Genomic DNA, 24,912 nt, shown 5'->3' on the forward strand with positions numbered 1-24,912 from the left:
TAATTCCGTCCTTCCTGCTACTTTCTTACCCGTGGCTTACGTGCGCGTATGTGAGACAAAACCGCCAATACTGCCAACACTGCCAACACCCCTGTATCCATGCGGGTTTGCGATGTGGGCGGCTTGCCTGATGTGGACGGTCAGCCCTCAACATCAATAAAATTCCGGTTCTTGTACGACTTCAGCGCCGTCTCAAACAGACCGCACGCCGACTCGGCCCACTCTCGCAGCGTCTTTCCCTCCGGATGCTCGCCGATGAGGAACACAATCCGCTGCTTCACTACCTCACCGTACTCATACTTGATAGGCTGCTTCTTCAGCACCGCCCCCGCATACCGCTCGACGGAGGGGCTGAACATGGTCTGCGTCGTGTACCGAGACTCGCCTGAGCGGGCGCACCAAGTTTGGAACGCCTCGTATAGCTGGGTCACGCCTACGGTGATGAATGGAAGCGGCAACAGGCCACTGGACCATTCACGGTAGAAGCGCTCAGCTGGCGCCAGGCTCTTCTCGATCAGCTTGTCCTTCGCTTCGTTGTAGATCGGCTTCGTGTGCTCGTTGAAGTCGCCCATGTCCAGCTCGTGCATCAGGTAGTGGTAGAACGCCTCGATGCCGCCGGCTTTGATTTCTTCGGCCACGCCGATATAGAACTCCTTCGACAGTGCCGGCGGCGTCCACACAACCAGGTAACGGCGGTCGGTTTTGTCCAGCGCGAGCGGCTGCAGCTCATTCGACAGGAACACGAAGTTCATCTGGTTGCGCTCGCTGTGTTCCGGCAAACCCTTCGGGTTGATGATGATGGTGTCGCCCGAAACCAAGTACTTGAGCTTGCCCTTCATCTGCTTCAGCTCGGCCCGTGTCACCACCTCGTCCGCAACCATGAAGAGCTTCATCGACGCCCAATCGTTAAACGGCGCTTCGAGTTGCTGGTTGCCGATCACGTAGCCGTACTCGCCGTAGATCGCCTTGACCACCTTCTCGAAGAAGAAGTTCTTACCGGAGCCCTCGTCGCCGTGCATGATGATCGACGTCTCCATCTTGGCGCCAGGGTTGCGCAGCGGGTACGCCAGCCAGCGGGCGATCCAAGTGAACATATCGTCGTTGCCGTCCACTAGGTGCAGCAGCAGCGTCTTGATTTGGATGCAGTTACCTTCCTTCGGCGTCATCTTCCACCCGCTGAACAGGTTGACCGTGGCCGTGGGGCCGCGCTCGGCCGGGCTGGGTGTCTCCGTCGGATCGAACACGATGTTCTTCTTCAGGACCCACTTACGTCCTTCGCCACCCCAAAATTTCATGACGTCGTTGTTCTGCACCACCGTGCGCATGGCAGAGATCTTCATCAGCATGCGCTGCCGGCAATCCCATACCAGGTCTTCGCCGTAAATCAGGACAAAGTTTTCAAGCACGTCGTCCACGGCGTCCCAGTGCGCCTCGCCGTATTCCTTCTTGGACTTCTCTTTCTTGCGCGGCTTCACCGCGGCCCCCTCCCCCCCGGTGAAAAGCGGCGCGCTCTCGCCGAGCGGGATATCGTCCAGCTGCACAGCTTCCATGTCTTCCTGCAGCGGGTAGCCATAGTCTTCGGTCATGGCGTGCACGGCGGCCATGAATTGGTCAGCAGCCGCCTCGACTGCAACTTCCGATTCGGGGGCCTCCGCCCCCGCTTGAATTCCCTCCTCTCCTCGCTGGGCTTGCCCAGCGCTGATTACGCCGCCGTCGCTTCCGGCCGGGGGCGGGGGGGCGACGGGCAAGTCAGCGGCTTCGCTTCCGCTGGGGGGACGGGGGGACAAAGAACCGGGTTTGATGGGAGGTGGAAGAACGGAGCGCGGTGGTTTCCAACCGCCGTCCATAGCCATTTTGAAGATGGTGGCTTCCGTAATATTCACGCCACGCTTGCCGAACGACGCCCAGCGCTTCTGACACTCCTCCATCCCCGCGTACTTGTCGGAGCGAGAAGACCAGTAGTCCCATACGCGGAGGCCAGCGTCGCCCAGAGCGCTGTACAGCCCCATCCCTACCCGGAACCAGACGTCGTATTCATCCGGGCTGATATGGGCCAGCGCCGCGTCCAGGCGCGCGCGCAGGTCGGCTCCGCCGGGGGGAAGGGGGGCCGTCGCGCGGGCCGGCGAAGCAGCAGGACGCGCGCTCTGGACGAGGACGCGCAGCCGGTCAAGTTCCGCGTCCGATATCGGATTGATCGCCGAGGGCGAACCGCCGCACTGGATGCCAGTAAAGGTGAAGAACTGGCTGGAGCAAAACACCTCCAGCCCGATCTTGTCCGACTTGAACGTAGTTGTGGCGCCCGCGACAATGATGTGCAGGCCTTTGCCAGAAGGCGTGAATTCAGTGTAGGAGTTGCAGCCGGTAATTGCTGCCGTGGCCAAGTCGGAAAACTCCCCTGTCTCCTGGTCGAAGCAGTTGTCGATGTCGATACCGATCAGGCCATCACCTGCCAAGAATGCAAAACCGATGCCGCTATATGGGTTCGCCGTCTGCCGTTGAAGCGCCGCCATGGCGCGCTCGAACGTCACCAACTTCTTACGGTCGCCCGCAGTGCCTTGATCGCCGAAGCGCCGGCCACCACTCGCGTAGTACGGCATCTTTCGGGGCTTCTTCGCCGGATTGGGGTTCGGCTCAAATCGCCACAGGAGCCATTGCGCCCTCTCGCGCAGCTCTTGTGGAATTGCGTCAAAGTCGTGCATCAGCTGCGCTCGCTCCCAGCAGCAGCGTGCAGCGCGGCACCGGCAAAGCTGCCCGGCCCTCTGTACGCCAGGCGCTCGTCACCAATGCGCGACGGGTGATTCCGGAAATCGAAAGCGCCCTCGCGGATGACCATTGGGCTTCGGCTACGGCCGCGAGGCGCACGCGACAGCGGGGACGGTGCATAGCGCGGACCAGCCGGCACGCCAGGCTGTTCACCTTCGTGATCGCCTTTCAAGCCGAGGAACTTGAGGCCGGCATCCGTTACGATGTACTGGATATCGTTTACAACGACGAGGCCGGACAGCAGGAGCCGGTCAATGACGTTCGCATGGAACTGATAGCCGGTGCCCTTCCAGCCGGCAATGCGCTGCCATTTGACGGCCGGGGCAACCCCGCCCATACCGTGAAGTGTCACGAGGCCGTTCGCAGCGGCGCTGCCCTTGCGTGGGAGTTGGTGGTTAGCCATTGGCCACCTCTCGAACCGGCTCAAGCTTCAATGCCTTGCTGTGACGGCAGTAAACACTGAACATCAGGGCCAACAACGTTTCAGTCTTGCGGTGGAGTAGCTCGCCCTGTGCCTCCAGTTTGGCGCGCTCATCCTCGTCGATTTCGTCGTCGCCTATAGCTGCGGTGAAGGTGCTAAAGAGCACGCCCAGCTCGGCGTAATGCTGATTGAACATAGCTTGAATGGAATCATTTTCGATCTCATCAACACCAGGCAGTTTGACGAACGTTCCCCCACTCGCGACAGCAATGGCCTCCGCAAATAGGGTCGTCCCTGACAGCTCCTGCAGCGTGAGCTGATCGTGCGTGGAGAGGGCCTGTCCCTTCGTCTCGTATGCACGATTCCGCAGCGAGTTCTCGGTCATCCCAAGGTACGCCGCTGCCACAGTCCAGGAACCGTTCACAGTTCCAATCATCTTCAGTACCGCTTTTCGCACATCCATACTAAATCCTAAAAAGTGTGGTTTTTACATTGATCTTGAAGAACTACACTTCCATCCGCGTCGAACTTGGACGGAAAGACGGCTCTCAGGTACATCAGCCTCGCCTTGGGAATGCCGTTCGCTCGCCAGTAAGAGACACTGGGCGGCTCGATGTTGAACATCTTTGCCACCACGCCCGTACCGCCGAGGTCGTCAATCAACCGCGAATGATTCGTGTGCATGTGTTCACCCCATGAAAAAGTGTTTCGAATGTTAGATTAATCTAACTTTTTCATCAAGGAAAATTTTAGCTAAATCTAATTTTAGTTATATTAGGATGATCTAATGAAATGGTTCGAACGACTCAGCGTGGCCCGAGAGGCCAAAGGCTTCAAGAAAGCCCACTTTGCCAAAGCGATTGGCGTAAAGCCTCCTACGATCACCGAGTGGGAACGAGGGGACACAGCGGCCCCATCAGCCACCAACGTCATGAACATCTGCAAAGTCTTGAACATCACGCCCGAATGGCTGATGTCTGGAGCGTCGCAGGGAGCGGAGGGCATTCCACTGAAGACGTATTTCGGGAGTAATTCTGAGATTGCTGAGGCGGTTAGTTTGATGGAGCAAATGCCGGCGTACGAGCTGGCCCAAGCCCTTGGAATCATTAAGACCCTGGCGGGCACGAAGCGCCCTGAGCCTAGCCAACCGCAAAATTGAAAAGCCCGCGTAAAGCGGGCTTTTTTGTATTTGTCAGGCTTTAGGGGGTGTCAGCCGCCCAGTCAGTTCGAGCAGCATTTTCACACGCTCAGACTTCCGCTGTTCCTCAGGGAGTAGCGCCGCCAACTCCTCAACACCGATGGCCAGGAATTCGATGACACCTGCGTGCAGCCGCGCTTCGCTGGCCTGCAAGGCTTGGTCTTCCTCCACAGTCCTCGCCAGGCGCAGCAGGATCTCAGTATTTACCGACCGCCCTTGCCGCACGCTGCTCTCAAAAATCGCGTCATGGAGCCACTCGGTTAACCGTAACGTGAACTTATGGTCAGTGCGGTCAGCGACAGGATTCTCTTCTTTTTGTGTCATTCACCCAGCATACAAGGCTTGAACTGAGCGCGAAATAGCGTCACCGTGACGCTATCTGCTACAGTATACGTTTCCCAGCGTACAACAACATTTGCAAATGTGCAATGTTTGGAAATCGTTCGGTATTTTTCGAGGCCTCGAATTGGAGAGAAGGCTCGGGCTTAGGCCCTATCCCGCAGTAGCGCCTGAAGTAGAACCTGAAGCAATCTGAAAAGGATGTACGAAGTGAGAAACAAAAATCTTCCGACAGCACTCCCATTCGTCGGCCGCACCAAACACAAGCAATCCCTATCGTTTTGGACCACGCCCTGCAACGGGGACTATCTGCAAGGAACAAGGGACGGAGCAGATATGGCAAAGGCCTATGCTGAGTATGTAGCACAGGGTAACGACATGCCCCCGATCCTTGCCCAGGTCGCGCTGGACATGCTAACAACTGAACAACTCCCCGAAGCGCTGCAAGGCCAAGTAGTGGGCTTCTTCAGCGTGCTTGAGCGGCTACTTGCACAGAAGACCACAAAAAACGGTAGCTAAAACTAATAAAAGTACGAACAAAACAACAACTACTCGTGACAATTGGTGATAATTGGTGAGAATTGATGCCACCCTATGTAGCAAATATTAGATTTCTCTAATTTTTCTTGACCTAGATATTAGATTTATCTAATATCCACCCCGTTACTACAAAAACGCGGAGTGGATGATGATTTCACCGTGCCTCACCCAGCAGCACGTCCCTGTTCCCACCTACAAGGTGCGGGTCGTCAAGATCATTGACGACCCATATGCGGGCCTGAAAGGTCACGCATACATCGAAGCGCGCAATCTTAAGACGCTTGTCCAACGTGTGCAGACGTCTGCACACGTTCAAGTGAATGTGCCTAACGAGGCCTGCAATGGCCGCTAAACCGTCCTCCCCACTGACGATCTCCGGCGGCACGCTTAGCGATTTCGCCACAGCGCTGACCTCGAGCGGAGCCCGACTCGAAAGCGCAACCCATAGCGCGCTCGATCTGCTCAACATGTCCGGCCATGCCGGTGCAGCCGGCGACACTGCGGATGATCTCAGAGTGGCGCTGGCAATGCACGTGCACCTGGTGCGCGAGTTCAGCGTGCGCGTTCGCACTGCGGAATGCACCTGCGCCTATCACACTTGCGCGTCCAGCAGCTTTGGTGCGTACAGCCAGGCAGCCGATACGCAGGGGGACACGCCGTGCGCTATCTCCGTCACCCCATGCGAACCGGACCACGCCGCGCTTGCGCGCGCACACCGTCTACTGGCCATCCAAGGGTCGCTGGAAGACGCGCTGAAGGACAAGTCACTCGCTATCGCTATACGCCGCGTTGCCCGCAAACCCCACTACATGCCGGCGCCAGCAGGCAGGCCGTGGACGCCGCCGGCGCAAAGGCAACCTGCCAGCACATACCCCGATTTGAAACGCCAAGCGGCCAATGACCGCGATTAACGAAAGAGCCTCCATGTCCAAGCTTGTTGTACTACCCGCTCCCATCACACCCATGCCCGCAGGTGCCACCATTGACGTCGCGGAGCTGATGCTGCTCGATGGCTACCAAACCCTGCCGCTTTGCTTGCTGCGCATCTCTACGACCAATCGCAAGCGGTTTAATCTTGACGCGCTGGAGCGACTGGCTGCCAACGTGAAGGAGGTCGGGATACTGCAGCCGATCCTTATCCGCCCGGTGAAGCCAACGGACGAACATCCGCAGGCGTTTGAGATCGTCGCCGGCGAGCGCCGCTTCCGCTCCGCAGTGCTGGCGAACCTCGACCAGGTGCCGGTCATTGTTCGCCAGCTCAGCGACTTGCAAGCGGCCGAGATCCAGCTGCTGGAGAACATCCAGCGTGAAGACCCGCATCCGCTGGAGGAAGCCGAAGGCTACCAAATGCTGATGCAGAACCACGGCTACGACGCGGACCAGCTGGCGGAGCGCGTTAAGAAGTCTCGCGCCTACATCTACGGCCGCTTGAAGCTGTGCGCACTGGCCACTGACGTGCGCGAGGTATTCCTCGATGGCGACATTTCAGCATCGACTGCACTGCTGATCGCACGCATTCCGGTGCCTGCGCTGCAGAAGCGCGCGCTCAAGGAAATATTGAGTCCGACCACATGGCCAACGCACGAACCGATGTCGCACCGTCGCGCACGCGACTATATTCAGGACACGTACACGCTAGACCTCACCGGCGCGCCATTCGATATCAAAGACGGCAAGCTGCTGGCGACCGCCGGCAACTGCACGAAATGTCCTAAGCGTACTGGCAACCAGCCGGAGGTGTATCCAGATGCAAAAAGTGCACACGTCTGCACTGATCCGGACTGCTACGCCGAGAAGAAAGCTGCGCACTACCAGCGAATCATCGTCGTCGCCAACAAACGCGGCATCCCCATACTTGAAGGCCAAGAGGCGACTAACATCTCCTACAACACCTGGAGCAGCGAGAGCGAATTCGTCAGTGCCGGCACGCACCTGTCCAGCTTTGAGCGCGTGGCGCCGGCCACCGGCATGAGCGGTCACATCAAAGAGCTTCTACCGTCCGACGCTTTGCCATCCCCTGCCAGCTACTTAAAAAACAGCAAAGGTGAAGTGACGCCAGTCTTTAAGCGCAGCGACGTTCAAGCAGTACTGGAGAGGCAAGGCATTTGCGAGACGCCCGCAGTTCGCGAGGCTCGCCTCGCAGAGGAGGCTGCGGACCCGTCGAAAGCACCAGCCCTTTCCAAACAAGAGGAAGCGCAGCAGGCGCGCTACAAACAGCAGCAGAAAGCTGAGGAGCGCGCCGCGCGCATCACCCTGGAACGCACGGTAATTTACCGTAAGCTCCGGGAGCGAGCAAAGAGCGGGCTGACTCTTCCCATGCTCCGCGAACTGGCGAAGCTCCTCGTCCGCGATTACAACAGCTACAGCCTGCCGGACGACATCTTGGGCGACCTCTATAAATTCGACCGCAGTGACGACGACACTTGTGCCTACATCGACCAGGCGGACGAATCTGAGGTGCAGTTGCTCATAATGGACATGCTGCTCGGCGAAGCCCTGAGCGTCAGCGCGCACAGCTTGGACGACGACCCCGAACTCACCGACGAAGCACTGCTTGCACTGGCGAAGATCGAAGGCGTAAGCGCGAGCACCACCGAAATCGCCATCGAGCGGATCGACATCAGCGACATGAAGAACCCCAGCGACGTGCAAGAGGTTCTTGCTGCGAACATCGAGCATTTGGCCGACGTAGCGCGCCACATCATCGACAAAGCGCCGCACCTCACAGGCAACGTCGAAGCTGCCGCCAACAGGCTGGGCTACTTCTACAACAACGGCTGGAGCAAGGCCGAGGATGCTGACGGCGCTGCCCAGGTGCAGGCCGACGCAACTGCGCAGCAGAGTTCACGGCAACGTCCGAAGCTGCAAGCGAAAGCGAAGCTTGCGGCGGAAGCAGCGCCCAATGGCCCAGTCATTAAGACCAAGAAGAACCGCAGCGCCTCATTACCCTCAAACCCAGCGGTGGCATGGCCCTTCCCAACTGACTCGCTCCAAAAAATTTAATCGCTGGCTTGCCGCCAAGTTACTGCAAACAACCACTTCGAATTACGGAAAACATACATGAACCAAGCAAATCACAGCTTCCGCGAAGCCGCAAGCGCACTGGCAGCCAAGCTGCAGCACGCCGACCGTACTGCGGGAGAATTGACCGACGAGCTCCAACTGGCCCACGCGATTATCGGCGTCCTGGTGCGCGAACTAACGCTGGAGCAAAAGCAGTTGGTCGGATCGATCCTGCGTTCGCGCAAAATCACGGACGATGGCTTCACTCGCCACGTCGAGCGCGAGCAACTGATCGCCCAGGCAAAGTTCTTCGCTGAACAGAACTGGGGGGTGCAATGAGCAAAACGGAAGAAATCAACGCTAATGTGCGCCTCCTGCGGCTTCCCTCAGTTGTGGCACAAGTTGGACTGAAGAAAACGGCGATATACGATGGCGTTAAACGCGGTACGTTCCCAGCCCCATTAAAATTGGGGGAGCGCGCCGTTGCTTGGAAGGCCACCGATATTGAAGCCTGGGTTTCAACACTGGTTAGGGCTGAGGCAAAGGTCAGCATGAGAAAATCCAACGACTCCATTCGCTTAACCTGGGCACTTCCAATACTCACCGGCATTGATGACGCAACCACCAACAAGCGCACAGCCGCGTTGTCCAAGGCGTTGGCCCAAGGCCTTGATGGCATTGAAGCAATTGACGTGGCGATAGTCGCTACAACTCCCGAAATGCTGAACCAGCCTGAGGTGCAGGTCTCGCAGCAAGAAAGTTCAGAATGAGCGAAATGGATATGATGATCTCGAAGCTGGCCGAGGCAATGGCCCAGCACATCCGGCCGGCGATTCCACTGTCCATCGACCTGTGGGACATTGCCACCATCGCCGCATACCTCAAGCGAGAGCCACAGGTCGTACGCGAGCGTATGGCGTGTCTGCCGAGCTTCCCGAAGGCGATACGTCTGCCGACGAAGAACGGCCGGGCACAGCCCTTGTACAACGCTAAGGACGTAATCACCTGGGTTCAGAGTCACCAAGAACGGCACTGACTCCCGCAATGAAGAATAGCCGCCCAGAGCGGCCATTCTTTTATCTGCCGGGAAATGTTATGCTCAAGCTTCCACGACAAGGAGACAATTTTGGAAACTAACGCTAAAGAAATTTTCCGAGTATCAAGTGCAGAGAGTAGCAGCTGTGCGCTGTGTTCTGAGTCCATTGACGGACCTACTTGGTTCACCAGAGCCGTTAATCATTACATCCAAGATCACGGCTGCAAGCTGGTCCATGTCGGTCAAGAGTCCACCGGCTACGTTGAGGATAAGTACGAAACGACCGTTGCTATCCTTGCCCTGTAGCATTCACCGGAGCAGGCAAGCCCGAGCGCCCAAGTTTTATCCTCGAATTCGGCAGACCACAGACCAGCAACCTGCCGCCTCTATGGCTTTTTTTTCTCTGGTAGTGCCGCAGGTGGTGTGGGCAACCCCAAGCCCGCAGCATCCGTAGGCAAGGCTCGGGACGTAGGTGGCATACTCGGACCCGCGCCACCTGAATTACCCTTCGCGGCAGCACGTTGCGTAGCCTCAATCAATTTTTGCCCGATCACAGTCTGCATCGCTATCGGTGCTGCTTTTCGCTTCGCAGGCTTTAAGTTGATTGCCACAGCCACTGGCGTGGGAGCCACACCGCCAAGCGCCGCTTTTTTCGGCGCTACCGGTGGCACAACGAATATCTCCGCTGATGGCTTACCAGCGTTGAAGTCCGTTACGTGGAGACTCCAGTCCCCGTTCAAGCGGAATTGCAAATTTTTCAACCGCTTAGCATACCGTCGGCGAATTATCAGGTCACGTGCGTTCACATGCACACCAGTCAAGTGCCCGTACATGTACGCCGAGGTGGCCATGGGAAACAACATCGTGCTACACAGGACATCCGTCAGCTGGAGCCCCACATGATTGTTGCTAACTCCGAAGGTTGGCAGCTCAAGAATACGGCTGTACGGATCGCCCTTCGCGCGATACTTTTGAGTAAAGATCGAATGAGCAACCTGGTCATTAAGCTGAGTGGTTCGAAAATCAGCAATGATCAGCCCATGGGACTTCTTGTCTTCCAGGAAATCCTGAAATCGCTTGCAGGCCATCTGCACCGAACGAGTGTAAACTTCCCTGTGCTTGAATGGTTTTGCAATGCCCTTCACCCAAACAGCTCCCAAAATGCGACAACTGTAGTGCTCTAACAGGGCCAGCACTTCATCAGCAAATCGCAACTGCGTGGAGGCCTTAGTGCCGAGCTTACGGATACTGCCACGCACGTCTGAGCCTTTGATTTCTTGGCGAACGTCGTCCAAGAGATGCGCCGACTGAAATTGCCCAGGGAAGAACTTACGCTTCAGTTTGAGAAAATCAGTCGTGAGATCAGCCAGCGCTGCTTGCGGTACGATCAACCCACCAATAGCGAGGACGGGTTGGATGTCCGTTGTGGCGGAAGGAAGCGCGGTGGAGCAGCCCGCCTCGTCGATATAGCAGATGTATGACATTCGTTGCTCCAAAATGGAAACAGCCGCTAGAGCGGCTGTTTGGCGGATTAAACCGTATTTGTCGCCAGGGTTACCCCCATTCGACGGTCGGTAGACGTAAGTCAACCGTTCTCACATGATAACGACAACTAACTCCATTGTCAACAAGGGAGGCAGAGCAGACTACGTCGGCGCTCTACGTCCTCCGGGGAAGTGGCGAGCTCACCCTCATCATCCGTCATCATGCTGCGCCGCCCCACAGTTCCTCTGGACATATGCCGCGGACCGATTCACAATCACGCGCAACCTTTATTTCGGTTCTCAACCTGAATTCTTGATTCGGTTCCGGATCGCTGTAGCTTGCCATTTTTCAAAAGCTCAGCGACATTACGCATAAATTACGCATCGACGTCACAAGTCGTTGATTTTAAATGGGTGCTGATTCCAGTCGGGGGGACCAACAGCACCGTCCGCCATGCCCCACATTTCCGCCACCGTGCGCCGCCTTGCGCCATCCGCGCGGCTAGTCTACTCTTGCAAAATTCTCAACCTCAAGAGGGACCTATTTTGCTCGCCAAAGCTTTCAGCGTGTTCGCCCTGGCCATGATCGAACTGTGGGCCGCCGTGCCACTCGGAATCAAGCTGGACCTCGATCCCTACCTGGTCGGCGCCGTGACCATGGCCGGCGCCTTTGCCGGCGCGGCGCTGGCGACCTTTGCCGGCGGCGCCGTGCACAAGCTGCTGAACTGGCGCTCGCGCGGCAAAGACTTCAGCAAAGGCACCTCCGGCTGGCTGGCCAGCAAGGGCCCGTGGGCCATCGGCCTGCTCGGCCCCATCCTGCTGGGCGCCACGCTGTCGGCGGCGCTGGCCTCCAGCCTCGGCCTGGCCTGGCAAAGGTGGATGCCGCTGCTGGCCATCGGCATTTGCGCCACCACCGCGCTGGTCACCATATTGACGGTGCGCGGCTTCGCCATGATGCACTAGTGCGTTTCCCATTGCCTGTCTGCCCGATTAGAGGGTTTATGTAAAAAACGGCAACGGGACCGTGCTACGCTGACTGCTTCTTTCTTCACGTCTGCCGCCATGAGCGAAGCCCTGCACGCTGTCCCTGCCCTGCCCTCAGGTGAATCCGATCCCCTCGACATCCAGGCCGCGTTCGATGCGCAGCTGGCCACTGCGCTGGCGTGGCGCACCTCGACGGCCGAGGAGCGGCTGCGCCGCATCGGCCGCCTGCGCGACGCCATGCTGGCCCAGCGCGAGACCTTCTACGCCGCTTTCGCGCAGGATTACCGCAAGCCGCCGGCCGAAGTGGAGGCGTCCGAGTTCCTGCCGGTGATGGAAGAAATCCGCCAGGCGCTCGGCCGCCTGAAACGCTGGATGAAGCCACGCCCCATGTGGCCCACCACCACCATGCTCGGCACGCGCGCCTCGGTACGCTACCAGCCGCGCGGACGGGTGCTGATTGTCGCGCCGTGGAACTATCCGCTCAGCCTGTGCTTCGGGCCGCTGGTCTCGGCGCTGGCGGCCGGCAACACCGTCATCATCAAGCCGTCCGAGATGACGCCTGCCGTATCGGCGCTGATGGGCCGCATCATCGCCAGCGTGTTTCCGGCCCATGAAGTGGCCTTGTTCGAGGGCAGCCAGCCAACCGCGCGCGTCCTGCTGGACCTGCCCTTCGACCACATCTTCTTCACCGGCTCGCCTGCCGTCGGCAAACAGGTGATGGCGGCGGCGTCCAGGCACCTGGCCAGCGTGACGCTCGAGCTGGGCGGAAAATCGCCCACCATAATCGACGCCAGCGCCAACATCAAGCTGGCGGCGGAAACGCTAATGTGGGGAAAGTTCCTCAACAACGGCCAGACCTGCGTGGCGCCCGACCATGTGTATGTGCACGCGTCCGTGAAGGACGCTTTCGTAGATGCCTGCCGCGCGGTGCTGCAGCAACGCTACGGCGCCGGCGCCGCGGCGCAGCAAGCCAGTGCCGACCTGGCGCGGGTGGTGAACCGGCGCCATACGCAGCGCCTGGCGGCCTTGCTGGCCGATGCGCAGCGGCGCGGCGCGCGCCTGCTGGCGGGCGGCACAGTGGATGAGGAGCGCTGCTTTATCGCGCCCACCCTGCTGGACCAGATTCCAGCCGGCGCGGCGATATTGTCGGAGGAGATATTCGGGCCGCTGTTGCCCGTTATCGAATACACGGAACTGGAGGCGGTGATTGCTGCCATCAACGCGGCGCCCAAACCACTGGCGCTGTACGTGTGGAGCAGCGACCGGCGCGCGGTGCGCAAGGTGCTGGGGCAAACCAGTTCGGGCGGCGCTTGCGTCAACCATTGCGTGGCGCATTTCGCGCATGGCAATCTGCCGTTCGGCGGGGTCAATCATTCCGGCATGGGCAGCGCGCACGGAGTGCACGGCTTCAAGGCGTTCTCGCACCAGCGTGCGCTGCTGCGCGCCTCGCCGCTGATGCTGATCAAGCTGTTCTTCCCGCCCTACACCAGGCAGCGCACCTTCCTGATGCGCAAGATCGTCGACGCGCTGCGCCTGCCCATGCTGTGAACCGCAGGCGGACCCGCAATCAGGCCGGCTGCAGCGCGCGCTCCAGCACGTGCGACAGGGTGGCGGCCAGGTGCGGCTCGGCGCCGTCCGCCAGCGCCAGCTTGCCGCTGAAATAGCGCAGGCCGCCGCTGGCACGCTCGGCCACCAGCGAGGCGTCGCCGTCGCGTGGAATGCGCAGGCTGACGGTCAGCAAGCTGTCCGGCGCGCCGCGCGGGCGCACGTCCAAGGTCATGCCGGCGTGGGTGTCGAACAGCTTGCGGCTGGACTGGCATACCAGGCTGCCGCCGAATGCGCGCGCAATCACGGCGTTGCAGCTGCGCAGCGCCGCATCGGCACGGCGCGCCAGGCCGGCGCGCACGGCGCCGGCTTCGGCCAGCCCGGCCATACGCTGTTCTTCAGCGAGCATCAGCTCGTCCTCCATCTGCTCCAGCATCAGCAGGATGTCGTCTTTATTTAAGTTACTCATGGGAAATATATATTTCCAAATGACAATGACAGATGCAGTATATCACTTGGAACCCGCGCGTCCCCGCAAAATTTGCGCCGCGCGTTGTAAGTTGGTGTTCAGCGCGCCTTGCGACAGGCGTACGCCATCGCGCCCAAGCCCGCCACCAGCAGCGCCAGCGTGGCCGGCTCGGGCACTTCGCGCACCGCGTAGACCTCCATCGCCGAGTAGGTGAACTGGCCGGTGCCCGCCAGGCTGCCGCCGAACGGTTCGGCACCCGGTTCGAAGCTGTAGTAGGAAGTCAGATAGGAACTGCCGCCGGTGGTCAGGTCGTCGGTCACCAGCAAGTCGGCGCCGCTGCCGAAGGAGGGGCCGCACTGCTCGCAGTTGTAGGTCTGGTGCGAACCGTAGTCGGGCACGCCCTGGTCCGGCGGCGTGGGCACCTGGCGGTACACGTGGTTGGCCGTGGCGTTGAAGATGAAGGCGGTGCGCTCCGACTCCGGCAGTGTCACATGGTCGCCGTCGGTCGAGCTCCAGCTTTGCGGGTTGTAGCCGCCGATCAGCCAGCTATTGCCGGCGCTGTCGCGCGCCATCAGCAGGGTAAACGTGGCGCCCTTGCCGTCGGCCGCAGCGTGGAAATCCTTGGCCGTGTCGCCGTCCTTGCGCACGAACACCGAGTCCAGTTGCGCGTTGGGCTTGCCCAACCAGCCCAGAAGCTGGGTCTTCAATTCCGTCGTCATGATAGGCGTGGCATGCGCCGGCACCGCCCCCAGACACCAGAGCAGTCCCGCCAGAACGGCGGTCCTCACAGCGTTCAACATTCCAGCCTCCATCGATTCTTGCAAAAGATTTAACATTAGCACAACGGTGCGCGCCTGTCGCCACGATTGGCATATCATGCCGGGCCCATCCAAATGGAGACCCTCGCATGCGTTTTATCGCCGTAGCGCTGATGCTCAGCGCCGCCCTGCCCGCATCCGCCCAGCTCATAGCGGGCCTGGGCGGGGAGATCGACACCATGGAAGCCACCCCGCTGCCGCTGCCGCCCAAGGGCGGCGTGCAAGATGAAATCAACCGCAACGCCGGGGCCAGCCTGCGCCGCTTCGACCGCTTCTACACGCTCAACGCAGGCAATTTATCCAACGTCACCTTGGTGCCGGACCCGGCCAACGGCCGCCGCAACGTGTTCCATATGGTGCTGCGAAATACCGACCCCGACAGTGCCGGCGCCAAGCGCACCGAGGTTGTACCCACCTACGAGTATATGCGCCAGGGCGTGCGCTGGTACGCGGCCAGTGTGTATTTTCCAACGGATTGGGTCACAGAATCCGAGCCGGGCCGGCCGGTTGTGGTATTCCAGTTGAACAGCGCCAAAGGCGTGTTCGCCGGCCCGCCGCCCATGGCGCTGGAGGCGAGCGACGGGCTGCTGCGGCTGCACACCACGGCCAACCACCGCAATGCGACCGACACCACCGTCCCCACCCGGGCCAACGCCTCCGTCAAGACCGTGGTGCTGGACAAGCTGCGGCTGGGGCAGTGGTACTGCTTCGTGGTGCGTGCCGACTGGCAGCACAGACTGGGCACCGGCGCGCTGCAGTTGTGGATGAACGGCGAGCCAGCCTACGCCACCAACAACCTGAGCAGCCACTACGCCAACGAGCTGGGCAATTTCCCCAAGACCGGCCTCTACCAGCCGGGCACCATGCACGTCGCGTCGCGCCACGTGTACACGGACTTCGTCCACATCGGCGCGGCCGACAGTACCATGGAGGAGCTGTACGCGCGCACGCCGTGCGCCGGCTGATGCCAGCGCCGAAGCACCGGAAACGAGGCCGGCCCTAGGGCGCGTTCAGGTGGCGCTTCATCTGCGACAGCAGTTCGATCAACTGGCCCTTGTCGTCGGCGGACATCGGCTGCAGCAGTTCAGCCACCCAGCCTTCATGCACCGCGGCCATGTCGGCGAAGGCGCTGCGGCCCTCCGGCGTGAGCTTGACGCTGTAGGCGCGGCCGTCCTTCGGATCGGGCACGCGCACCACCAGCCTTTCCTGCTCCAGCTGGTCGGTGATGCCGGTGATATTGCCGCCGGTGACCATCATGCGCTTGGACAGTTCGCCCATGCGCATGCCATCCGGATGGCGCTCCAGCTGCGCCATCAAATCGAAGCGCGGCAGGGTGATGCCGAAGGTGGCGCGCAGGCGGCTGCGGATTTCGTTTTCGATCTTCACCGTGCATGAGAGCATGCGCAGCCACAGCTTGAGCGACTGGTGGTGGTCCTGCGTCAGGCGGCTGGCCAGGTCCAGGTCGTGGTCAGGGTGGTCCGATAGTGGCATAGGTATCCTTGTTCACTTACATTGCGCGCAGCTTGAAGCGCTGCAGCTTGCCCGTTTCAGTGCGCGGCAAGGCGGGCAGGAATTCGATGGCGCGCGGATATTTGTACGGCGCGATCTGCCCTTTCACGAACTCCTGCAGTTCGGCCGCCAGTTGCGGCGAGGCCTCGTGGCCGGGCTTGAGCACCACGTGCGCCTGCACGATCTGGCCGCGCTCCTGGTCCGGCTTGCCGACCACGCCGCATTCGGCCACCGCCGGGTGGCGCAGCAGCGCATCCTCCACCTCCGGCCCGGCGATGTTGTAGCCGGCCGAGATGATCATGTCGTCGGTGCGGGAGCGGTAGAAGAAATAGCCGTCCGCATCCATTTCATAGGCGTCGCCGGTAAGGTTCCAGCCCTGGTGGACATAGTCGCGCTGGCGTTCGTCGGCCAGGTAGCGGCAGCCGGTCGGCCCTTTCACTGCCAGGCGCCCGGTCACGCCGGGCCCCACTGGATTGCCGTCGCGGTCCAGGATGCAGGCCTGATAGCCCGGCACCGGCTTGCCGGTGGCGCCGGGACGGATGTCGTCGTCCGCCGCCGAAATGAAGATATGCAGCATCTCGGTGGCGCCGATGCCGTCTATCATGCGCAGGCCGGTGGCCTGCTGCCACGCTTCGCGCGTGGCCAGCGGCAGCGCCTCGCCGGCCGACACGGATTTCGCCAGGCTGGAGAGGTCGTAGCCGGCGGCCAGCGGCGCCATCTGGCGGTAGAAGGTCGGTGCGGTGAAGCACACGGTGGCGCGGTATTGCGCGATCGCCTGCAGCAGCGTTTCCGGCGTCAGCTTTTCGAGCAGCACGGTGGCCGCGCCGACCCGCAAAGGGAACAGCAGCAGGCCGCCCAGGCCGAAGGTAAAGGCCAGCGGCGGCGTGCCGATGAAGGTGTCGCCGCGCTGCGAGCGCAGCACCGAACGCGGAAAGCAGTCGCAAATGGCCAGCACATCGCGGTGGAAGTGCATGGTGCCCTTGGGGACGCCGGTGGTCCCGGAAGTAAAGCTGATCAGGCAGATGTCGTCGGCTGCCGTATCGCAGGCGTCGAAGCGGGCCGGCTGGCGCGCCATCAGCGCTTCCAGCGAGGCGGCATCGGCATCGGCATCGGCATCGGCATCGGCGTTGAACCACACCACGCTGGCTGGCAGGCCGGGCGCCGCTTCCAGTTCGGCGCGCAGGCCGTCGGCGCACAACACGGCGTTGACCGCCGCCTTGGCCATGATGGCGCCCAGTTCGCGCGCGCGCAGCAGCGGCATGGTGGGCACCGCCACCAGTCCGGCCTTCAGCACCGCCAGCACGGCAGCCGCCATCATCGGATTGTTCGCCCCGCGCAGCAGCACGCGGTTGCCGGTCTTCAGGCCCATGGGGCCGCGCAGCACGTGGGCGATGCGGTCCACCTGCTCCAGCAGATGGGCGTAACTCCAGCTCCCGCCGGCGAAGCGGACGGCGGTGCGCCCGCCCTCCCCGGCCGCCACGGCGCGGTCCAGCAGTTCGGCCACGCAGTTCAAGCGTTCAGGGTAAGCCAGTTCGGGAAGGTCGAAGCGCAGCTCGGGCCACAGCGCCGGCGCTGGCAGGTGGTCGCGCGCGAAAGTGTCTTCGTGTGCGCTGGCGTTAAGCCCCGCTGAGGGTGCGGCGTTGGGTCTGTTCATGGTCGCCCCGGATGGATGGTCGGTTCAAGTCAGCCTGTCAGGCTTACTTTAAACCTGAACTATCCTGGGAACAAGCGGATTCAAATGGATTCAGTTGCCGCCGCCGATGGACTTGCGCACCAGCGCCGACTGGTGGATGACGGCGCGGATCACGTCCGACAGCACGGCTTGCACCGCGTCGCTGGACAGGAAGCCGGGAGCGAAACTTTTCAGCGCTGCCGCCGCACCGTTCAGGCCCAGCGTGACGCAACCCGCGTGCAGGCGGTCGATACGGGTTTGCGCCTCCTGCTGCTCGCCGCGCGCGAACAGCGCGTCCAGTTCGCCGCTGGCCACGGTGAGCTGGTTCTGGAAGCCGGTCAGGTAGACCAGCAGGCGGTCGGCGTTGATGCCGAGCCGCAGCTGGGTGGCGGAAGGCGCTTCGGCCAGGTGCTCATAGCCGCTGGCGGCCTGGTCGAGGAAGGCGGTGAGGTGGATGCGCACCTGGTCGGCCTGGAAGGGCTTGACGATGTAGCCGGCCGCGCCGGCCTTGGTGGCCTGCTGTACGGTTTCCTTGTCGGTGGCCGAGGAGACCAGCACGAAAGGCACGGAAGTCAGTGCATGGTCGCCTTTGACGCGCTGCAGCAATTCCATGCCCGACAGGCGCGGCATGCGCAGGTCGCAAAAGACGATCGCGGGCCGCAGGCCGTTTTCCAGCTGCTGCCAGGCATCCGCCCCATCCTCCGCTTCCACGATGTCGAATTTTCCGCAGCTGTCGATCAGGTGCATCAGCACCATGCGCGACACCACGTCGTCGTCCACTACCAAAACTTTCATGTAACTCTCCAGTGCCCCGCCGCATCCGTTCCGATGCGCGCTGTCAGTCAGTGTGGCCGTTCTGTGGCACTGGCGTCAATATACCCGATAAGACCGCCCCTGTCAGTCCGGTTGTGTCAGTCCGGCAATACCGGCGATGCCGCTGGTTCCGGCCAGTCCCGCCAGCAGCGCGCGCAGTTGCGGCATCTGCCCGCCGACATCGTCCCACGCGGCGCGGTCGGCGCACTGTTCCAGTTCGCCGCACAGATCGCGCAGCTCCGGTTCGTCCAGGTAGGCCGCGCTGCCCTTCATGCCGTGGAACAGGCGCGCCGCGCCGTCGGCGTCGCCGGCCTGGATGGCGTCGTCCAGGTCCACCAGGCGCGCCGGCAAGTCCGCCAGGAAGGCCGCGCGCAGGCGCGCCTTCAAGGGATCGTCATCATGTCCGCGCGCCGCGCCCTGCAGGGCCGGCACCGACGGTGCGACCGGCGCCGCCGGCACGCCGAACATGGCGTCCAGTTCGTCCACGCTGGGCGCGCGCGGCGCCATGCGCGGCAGCGCGATGCCGCGCTGCAGCTGGCGCTCGATGGCGCGGCTAAGCTGGTAATGCAGCGCCGCCTCGTCGATCGGCTTGGTCAGGAAATCGTCCATGCCGGCCGCCAGGTAGCGGCTGCGGTCTTCCTCGCTGGCGTTGGCGGTGAGCGCGATGATCATCAGTTCCTGGTCGCGCACCGGCGCGCCGTCCGGGCCGCCCTCGCGGATCAGGCGCGTGGCCGTGGGGCCGTCCATCTCAGGCATGCGGCCGTCCATCAAAATCAGGTCGTAGCGCGTGCGCGCGCAGGCCGCCACCGCCAGCAGGCCGTTGGCGGCGATGTCGACCTTGTGGCCCAGTTCCTCCAGCATCATGCGGATGATGATCTGGTTGGTGGGGAAGTCTTCCGCGCACAGCACCCGCAGCTGGTGGCTGTGCGGCTCGCGCGGCATGTGCACCACCACCGGCGGCGCCACGCCGTCGGCCAACGGCAGCTCGAAGGTAAACACGCTGCCCACGCCGGGCGTGCTGGCCACGCGGATCTCGCCGCCCATCAGCTCCACCAGCTGGCGGCAGATCGCCAGTCCCAGGCCGGTGCCGCCGTAGCGGCGCGTGGTGGTGGTGTCGGCCTGCTCGAACTTCTGGAACAGGCGCGGCATGGCGTCGGCCGGGATGCCGATGCCGGTGTCCTCCACCGTGAAGCGGATCAGGTTGGCGCCGGCGGCCGTTAAGGCCGGGCCGGCGGATCGCTGCTCCCGCAACAGCTCCACCCGCAGCCGCACTTCGCCGCGCTGGGTGAACTTGAAGGCGTTGCCCACCAGGTTCACCAGCACCTGGCGCAAGCGGGTGGGATCGCCCAGCACGTACAGCGGCAAGTCGTCGTCCAGCTCCACCTCGAAGCCGACGCTGTAGGCGGCGGCCTGCTCGCCGAACAGCGCGGCCACATTCTGCACCATGGCGCCCAGCGCGAAGTCGATATTCTCGATGGTCAGCTTGCCCGCCTCGATCTTGGAGAAATCCAGCAGGTCGTTGATGATGCCCAGCAGCGCCTGGGCGTTCACCTGCGCCCGTTCGATCTGCTCGCGGGTGGCGTCCTGCAAGGTCGGATCGCGCAGCGCGAAGCCCTGCATGCCGATCACGCCGGCCAGCGGCGTGCGCATCTCGTGGCTCATATTGGCCAGGAATTCGGACTTCTGGCGCGTGGCGTCCTCCGCCTTCTGCTTGGCGTAGCGCAGGCGCTCCTCGTTGTCCTGCAAGGCGCGGTTGGCCAGCGCCAGTTCCTCGGTGTGCAGCCGCACCTTGGCCTGCTGCTGCATCAGTTCGCCCTGCGTTTCGCGCAGCTCCTGCAGCGTTTCCTCCAGGCGCTGGTAGGCCAGCGCATTATCCAGCGACACGGCCGCATGCGCGGCCAGCGTCTGCAGCATGTCCAGGTGCACCTGGCGGTAGGCGTTCTTTTCCTTGCTCTGCACCGACAGCACGCCCACCACGCGGTCATTGACGATCAGCGGCGTGTACAGCATGGACTGCGCGTAATCGGGCTCGGTGCCGTCGGCCAGCGGCACCGGCTTGAGCTTTTCCAGGCCGGCCGGCCCCATGTAGCGGCTGTACTCGGCGAAGAAGTCGTTGATGAAGATATCGTTGCGCTGGTACCAGCACCACACGGCCAGCTGGTCCGGGTCGTGCACGTCGCGGCTGTAAGGCAGGCTGCGCACCCCGCGCTCCATCGAGAACGGGAATTCCAGGATGCCCTCTTCCTCGCGGTAGAAGCCGACCCCGAACATGTGGGTATCCATCAGGTGGCGCACGTGGCGGTACAGCGTGCGCATGGCTTTCTCGATGTCCAGCGTGGCGCTCATCTCGCGCCCGATCTCGCTGAGCACCGAGATGTTGCGGTGCGCCTGCTCCACCGCCTCTTTCTGCAGCTCCACTTCCTGCTTCTGGCGTTCGGCGTCCATGCGGCGCTGCTCGGCCTCGGCGCGCTGCGCCTCCGCTTCCACTCGGCGCCGTTCCAGTTCCGTCTTCTGCTGCTGCAGCAGCTGGTTCTTCAGCTCCACTTCGGCCGTGCGCAGGCCCACCTGCTGCTCCAGGCGCGTCTTCTGGCCGCGCAGCTGGCGCATGCGCACGCGGTACACGCCGTAGGCGCTGCCCAGCAGCAGCAGCGCCACGCCGCCGCGGAACCACCAGGTTTTCCACGGCGGCGGCAGGATGGTGATTTCCAGCGTGGCCGCGTTGTCGTTCCAGATGCCGTCCTTGTTGGCAGCCTTCACGCGGAACACGTAGCGGCCCGGATCAAGGTTGGTGTAGGTGGCGAAGCGCTTGGCGGCGTCGGTCACCACCCAGTCCTGGTCGAAGCCCAGCAGCTGGTAGGCGTAGCGGTTGCGCTGCGGGGCGGCGTAGTGCAGCGCCGCGAACTCCAGCGAGAACACCGAGTCCTCTTCGCGCAGGGTCAGCGCGGCGGTGTGCTCGATGGCGCTTTTGAGCACGCTCGCTGCGCCGTCCTGGCCGGCCTTGACGGACTTGTTGAAGATCTGGAAATCGGTGATGGCCACCGTGGGTGCCACGCTGTTCTCGCGGATCTCGGACGGCGCGAACGCGGTCACGCCGTTGAAACCGCCGAAGTACATGGTGCCGTCCGGCGCGCGCAGCGCCGCGCCGTCGAAATAAGCGCCCTCGATGGTGCCGTCGGCGCCGGCGTAGTTGCGCATCTGGCCGGTCTGCACCGTCAGGCGTGTGATGCCGGTATTGGTGCTCAGCCACAGGTTGCCCTGCCCGTCGTCCAGGATGGCGGCCACCGCGTCGTCGGCCATGCCGTCCTTGCGCTGGTAGCGCTTGAAGCGCACCGTGCCGTCGGCGGCCTGCTCCATGCGGTTCAAGCCGCCCGCCGTGCCGACCCAGATCACGCCCTGCTTGTCCTCGTACAGGTAGTGCACCTCGTCGTGGCTGAGCGACGTGGGGTCTTTCGGGTTGTGATGGAAGTGGCGGAAGCGGCCGGTCTGCCGGTCCAGCAAATCCAGGCCGTTGAAGGTGCCCACCCACAGCGCGCCGCGCCGGTCCTCCAGCAGGGGCCGCACCACGTTGTCGGCCAGGCTGTTGCTGTCGGCCGGGTCGTGGCGGTAGGTTTTGGCGGCGCCGGTCTTCGGGTCGTAGCTATGCAGGCCGCCGCGCGTGGCCACCCACAGCACGCCGCTGCGGTCGCCCATGATGTTGCGCACGTTGTCGCCATCGGGGTCGCTGGGCCAGGCGCGCACCCGCTGGTAGCGGCGGGTCTCGGTGTCGAAGCGGCGCAGGCCGTTGCGTCCGCCCACCCACAGCGCGCTGCCGTTCCTGTCCTTCCACAGCGAGATCACCTGCGGATCGCGCACGTCGGCGAAATCGGGCGCCGGGTCGCGGAACACCTGGCCTTCGCCGCCGATCGGATCGTACAGCGTCAAGCCGTCGTTGTTGCCCAGCCAGAGCTTGCCGCCGCCGGCATCGACGATGGCGCGCACCTTGTTGTCGCTCAGCGAGCGGGGACGCTCGGCGTCGTGCACCAGGCGCGCGAAGCCGCCGCTGCCCAGGTCGACCCGGCTCACGCCGCTGTACCAGGTGCCCACCCACATGGTGCCCAGGCGGTCGCGGAACAGCGCCGACACATAGTTGTCGGCCAGGCTGTGCGGGTCCGTCACCTGGTGCCGGTACTGCACGAAGCGGCGCTCGGCCGGGCGCCAGCGGAACAGGCCCTCGGTCTGGCTGCCGGCCCACAGCGTGCCGTCGCGGTCCTGGTAGATGACCGTCACCACGCCCGGCTTGAGGCCCTCCTTCTCGCCCAGGCGGCGCCGCTGCGGCGTGTCGGCCCCGGCCGCCAGCTTCCATTGCTCGATGCCGGCCATGGTGCCTATCCACAGCGTGTGGTCCTTGTCCGCGAACAGCGACAGCACCGCCTCGAAGCGCGTGTCCGGCGCCGCCTCCACCTTGAAGTGGCGGAACGCCTGCGCGCCCGGCTCCAGCAGGTCCAGGCCGGCGGCCGTGCCGACCCACAGGCGGCCGTCGGCGTCGCGCGCCAGCGCGTTGACCTGGTCGCTGCCCAGGCTGCCCGGCAGCGCGGCGTCGTGGTGCCAATAGGTGTAGCGGCCGCTGGCCGGATCGAAATGCTGCAGCCCGTCCGAGGTGCCGATCCACAGGCCGCCCTTGCCGTCGTCGACGATGGCGCGCACGTGGCGGTTGCCGTTGCCGCGCTTGGCCGGCTCGCTGGGCGGAAAATGCGTGAAACTCTGCGTCAGCGGCTCGTAACGGTCCAGGCCGCCGTCGGTGCCGATCCACATGCGGCCGGTGCGGTCCATGTGCAGCACGCGCACCCAGTTGTCGGCCAGGCTGCGCGGATCGGACACCGAATTGCGGTAAGTGATGATGCGGGCGCCGTCGTAGCGGCTCAAGCCGGCCTGGCTGCCGAACCACATGAAGCCCTGCTGGTCCTGCGCCACCGCCAGCACCGATTCCTGCGCCAGGCCGTCCTCCACGTCCAGCTGCTCGAAGCGCAAGGTGCGCGGCGGCGCGGCGGCATCGGCCGGCACGGCCGGCAGCACGCCGCCGGCCAGCACGGCGGCAGGGAGCAGTGCCCGACAGAGCACTCGGCGGAGAAGACGGCGGAAAGACAGCACGGAACAGACCTAGCTATTGAAGAAGGCCAGCACATCGGCCTTGCGCGCATGCGTGTCGCGCTGGCCTAGCCGGATTAGCTCGCAAGTATACGTGGATTCGAACAGCAGGTAGGAAGCCAGCGAGGAGCCGCGTGTTTCGGTGGCGCCTATGCCCGACAGCATGGTGCGGATCGGCGCCGGCAAGCTGCCGATGTGGCGGCTGGCGATATCGTCCAGCCGCTCGGACGGGGCGATCACCAGCAGCTGCACCGGCTTGAGCGGCGTCTGCGCCAGGTACTCGGGCGGCAGCAGCGACAAGGTCTTGTTGATGCGCTCCAGGCGCTCGATGTCGACCGCCAGGCTGTCGAGGAAAATCGAGGACAGCGCGTGGCCGGCGATCTGCGCCAGGCTGGGATAGCGCGCCGTCTCGGTGCGCTGCGCGGCCGGCTCGTGCAGGCGGCCTGCGCCGATCACCAGCACCTTGTCGGCGCCCAGGTGGATGGCCGGCGAGATCGGCGCCAGCTGGCGCATCGAACCGTCGCCGCAATATTCGTGCTGGCCGCCCAGGTACAGCGGCGTGGCCGGGAAGATGAAGGGAATCGCCGACGACGCCAGCAGGTGTTCGACGCCGATCTGGTCCTGCATGGCCACGCGCTGGGTGCGCACCCACGGCGCGATCTCGGCGGCGGTCTGGAAAAAGGTGACGTGCTGGCCGCCGGTGTAGGACGAGGCGGTGACGGCCAGCGCGTGCAGCAGGCCCTCCTGCAGCACCATGTCCAGGCGCGGCAGGTCCAGCATGCGGTGCAGCAGGCTGACCAGCGGCGTGTTGTCGAGCAGGGAGCGCGGCGGCGCGGCGCGCCATTTGCGCAGCAGCCAGCCGAAGGACAGCAGCGACAGCCAGCGCGCGCCGGAACGGATCACGCCCAGCGAATCGGCGCGGTAGACCTGTTCGGCCGAAAAATTGAGCCACACGTCGAGCAGCTTTTGCACGCCTTCGCTGAAGTTGTCGGCGCGGCAGGCCAGCGCGGTGGCGTTGATGGCGCCGGCCGAGGTACCGCAGATGATGTTGAACGGATTGCGTGAAGGCGGCCAGCCTTCTTCCCACAGGATCGCGTTAATCGCTTGCAGCACTCCCACCTGGTAAGCGGCGCGCGCGCCGCCGCCGGAAAGGATCAGGCCTGTTTTCTTTTTCATTCCCATTTGTCAAGAGTA

At 62.9% G+C, this 24,912-nt stretch carries 22 protein-coding genes; 10 read left to right on the forward strand and 12 right to left on the reverse strand.

The features are described 5' to 3' along the window. Window positions 1-140 precede the first annotated feature (140 nt). The 3 genes from ASD15_RS30530 to ASD15_RS30540 are packed head-to-tail and all read right to left on the reverse strand — an operon-like array spanning window position 141 to window position 3,647. Window positions 141-2,699 (reverse strand): DUF5906 domain-containing protein, encoded by a 2,559-nt coding sequence (locus tag ASD15_RS30530; RefSeq protein ID WP_057158836.1) that lies wholly within the window; start codon window positions 2,697-2,699, stop codon window positions 141-143. Then, window positions 2,699-3,166: a hypothetical protein gene (locus tag ASD15_RS30535; protein ID WP_057158837.1), complete on the reverse strand. Its 468-nt coding sequence runs from the start codon at window positions 3,164-3,166 to the stop codon at window positions 2,699-2,701. The genes ASD15_RS30530 and ASD15_RS30535 overlap by 1 nt, the downstream gene beginning before the upstream one ends. Further along, the gene (locus ASD15_RS30540; protein ID WP_057158838.1) at window positions 3,159-3,647 is read right to left on the reverse strand and encodes a YmfL family putative regulatory protein; all 489 of its coding nucleotides are present in this window, start codon (window positions 3,645-3,647) and stop codon (window positions 3,159-3,161) included. The genes ASD15_RS30535 and ASD15_RS30540 overlap by 8 nt, the downstream gene beginning before the upstream one ends. A gap of 324 nt (window positions 3,648-3,971) precedes the next feature. Between ASD15_RS30540 and ASD15_RS30545 the strand changes: the two genes are divergently transcribed. Further along, complete coding sequence (locus ASD15_RS30545; RefSeq protein WP_057158839.1) at window positions 3,972-4,343, forward strand: helix-turn-helix domain-containing protein; 372 nt, start codon at window positions 3,972-3,974, stop codon at window positions 4,341-4,343. A gap of 33 nt (window positions 4,344-4,376) precedes the next feature. Here the strand turns inward: ASD15_RS30545 and ASD15_RS30550 are convergent, their stop codons facing one another. Continuing rightward, window positions 4,377-4,706: an Arc family DNA-binding protein gene (locus ASD15_RS30550; protein ID WP_057158840.1), complete on the reverse strand. Its 330-nt coding sequence runs from the start codon at window positions 4,704-4,706 to the stop codon at window positions 4,377-4,379. 351 nt (window positions 4,707-5,057) lie between these two features. Here ASD15_RS30550 and ASD15_RS30555 point away from each other — a divergent pair, with 351 nt between their 5' ends. The 6 genes from ASD15_RS30555 (at window position 5,058) to ASD15_RS30580 (ending at window position 9,300) form a co-directional block, all read left to right on the forward strand. Beyond that, window positions 5,058-5,240, forward strand: a complete 183-nt coding sequence (locus ASD15_RS30555; RefSeq protein WP_057158841.1) for a hypothetical protein — start codon at window positions 5,058-5,060, stop codon at window positions 5,238-5,240. Window positions 5,241-5,602: 362 nt separating this feature from the next. Beyond that, window positions 5,603-6,172, forward strand: coding sequence for a hypothetical protein (locus ASD15_RS32720; protein WP_157201209.1), 570 nt, complete (start codon window positions 5,603-5,605; stop codon window positions 6,170-6,172). A gap of 13 nt (window positions 6,173-6,185) precedes the next feature. Beyond that, complete coding sequence (locus ASD15_RS30565) at window positions 6,186-8,264, forward strand: ParB/RepB/Spo0J family partition protein (RefSeq protein WP_162249960.1); 2,079 nt, start codon at window positions 6,186-6,188, stop codon at window positions 8,262-8,264. A 57-nt stretch (window positions 8,265-8,321) separates the two neighbouring features. Beyond that, entirely contained in the window at window positions 8,322-8,603 is a 282-nt protein-coding gene (locus ASD15_RS30570; protein WP_057158844.1) for a hypothetical protein, read from the forward strand. Further along, entirely contained in the window at window positions 8,600-9,034 is a 435-nt protein-coding gene (locus tag ASD15_RS32075) for an AlpA family transcriptional regulator (protein WP_082552257.1), read from the forward strand. The genes ASD15_RS30570 and ASD15_RS32075 overlap by 4 nt, the downstream gene beginning before the upstream one ends. Beyond that, the gene (locus ASD15_RS30580; RefSeq protein ID WP_057158845.1) at window positions 9,031-9,300 is read left to right on the forward strand and encodes a hypothetical protein; all 270 of its coding nucleotides are present in this window, start codon (window positions 9,031-9,033) and stop codon (window positions 9,298-9,300) included. The genes ASD15_RS32075 and ASD15_RS30580 overlap by 4 nt, the downstream gene beginning before the upstream one ends. A gap of 386 nt (window positions 9,301-9,686) precedes the next feature. On the opposite strand, the gene ASD15_RS30585 is transcribed toward ASD15_RS30580, so the two are convergent. After that, entirely contained in the window at window positions 9,687-10,784 is a 1,098-nt protein-coding gene (locus ASD15_RS30585) for a DUF3800 domain-containing protein (protein ID WP_057158846.1), read from the reverse strand. A gap of 546 nt (window positions 10,785-11,330) precedes the next feature. Between ASD15_RS30585 and ASD15_RS30590 the strand changes: the two genes are divergently transcribed. Further along, a complete protein-coding gene (locus ASD15_RS30590) occupies window positions 11,331-11,747 on the forward strand; it encodes a hypothetical protein (protein ID WP_057158847.1) in 417 nt (138 codons plus the stop codon). A 99-nt stretch (window positions 11,748-11,846) separates the two neighbouring features. Continuing rightward, on the forward strand, window positions 11,847-13,316 hold the full coding sequence (locus ASD15_RS30595) for an aldehyde dehydrogenase family protein (protein WP_057158848.1): 1,470 nt from the start codon (window positions 11,847-11,849) through the stop codon (window positions 13,314-13,316). Window positions 13,317-13,335: 19 nt separating this feature from the next. On the opposite strand, the gene ASD15_RS30600 is transcribed toward ASD15_RS30595, so the two are convergent. Next, window positions 13,336-13,782, reverse strand: coding sequence for a hypothetical protein (locus ASD15_RS30600; protein ID WP_057158849.1), 447 nt, complete (start codon window positions 13,780-13,782; stop codon window positions 13,336-13,338). A gap of 98 nt (window positions 13,783-13,880) precedes the next feature. After that, a complete protein-coding gene (locus tag ASD15_RS30605; RefSeq protein ID WP_082552270.1) occupies window positions 13,881-14,660 on the reverse strand; it encodes a PEP_CTERM-anchored TLD domain-containing protein in 780 nt (259 codons plus the stop codon). A 29-nt stretch (window positions 14,661-14,689) separates the two neighbouring features. Between ASD15_RS30605 and ASD15_RS30610 the strand changes: the two genes are divergently transcribed. After that, on the forward strand, window positions 14,690-15,565 hold the full coding sequence (locus tag ASD15_RS30610) for a heparin lyase I family protein (RefSeq protein ID WP_057158851.1): 876 nt from the start codon (window positions 14,690-14,692) through the stop codon (window positions 15,563-15,565). Between the two features lie 34 nt (window positions 15,566-15,599). Here the strand turns inward: ASD15_RS30610 and ASD15_RS30615 are convergent, their stop codons facing one another. The 5 genes from ASD15_RS30615 to ASD15_RS30635 all read right to left on the reverse strand — a co-directional run bounded on the left by ASD15_RS30615 (window position 15,600) and on the right by ASD15_RS30635 (window position 24,900). Next, window positions 15,600-16,091 carry a MarR family winged helix-turn-helix transcriptional regulator gene (locus ASD15_RS30615; RefSeq protein WP_057158852.1) on the reverse strand — a complete coding sequence of 164 codons (492 nt, stop codon included), beginning with the start codon at window positions 16,089-16,091 and terminating at the stop codon, window positions 15,600-15,602. A gap of 16 nt (window positions 16,092-16,107) precedes the next feature. Next, window positions 16,108-17,763 carry an AMP-binding protein gene (locus ASD15_RS30620; protein WP_057158853.1) on the reverse strand — a complete coding sequence of 552 codons (1,656 nt, stop codon included), beginning with the start codon at window positions 17,761-17,763 and terminating at the stop codon, window positions 16,108-16,110. Window positions 17,764-17,853: 90 nt separating this feature from the next. Beyond that, window positions 17,854-18,576 (reverse strand): response regulator, encoded by a 723-nt coding sequence (locus tag ASD15_RS30625; protein ID WP_057158854.1) that lies wholly within the window; start codon window positions 18,574-18,576, stop codon window positions 17,854-17,856. Window positions 18,577-18,678: 102 nt separating this feature from the next. Then, a complete protein-coding gene (locus ASD15_RS30630; RefSeq protein WP_229418398.1) occupies window positions 18,679-23,691 on the reverse strand; it encodes a two-component regulator propeller domain-containing protein in 5,013 nt (1,670 codons plus the stop codon). A gap of 39 nt (window positions 23,692-23,730) precedes the next feature. Beyond that, window positions 23,731-24,900 carry a patatin-like phospholipase family protein gene (locus ASD15_RS30635; RefSeq protein WP_057158855.1) on the reverse strand — a complete coding sequence of 390 codons (1,170 nt, stop codon included), beginning with the start codon at window positions 24,898-24,900 and terminating at the stop codon, window positions 23,731-23,733. Between the last annotated feature and the right edge of the window lie 12 nt (window positions 24,901-24,912).

Source organism: Massilia sp. Root351 (genome assembly GCF_001425045.1).
In the GTDB taxonomy this organism is placed as follows: domain Bacteria; phylum Pseudomonadota; class Gammaproteobacteria; order Burkholderiales; family Burkholderiaceae_D; genus Rugamonas.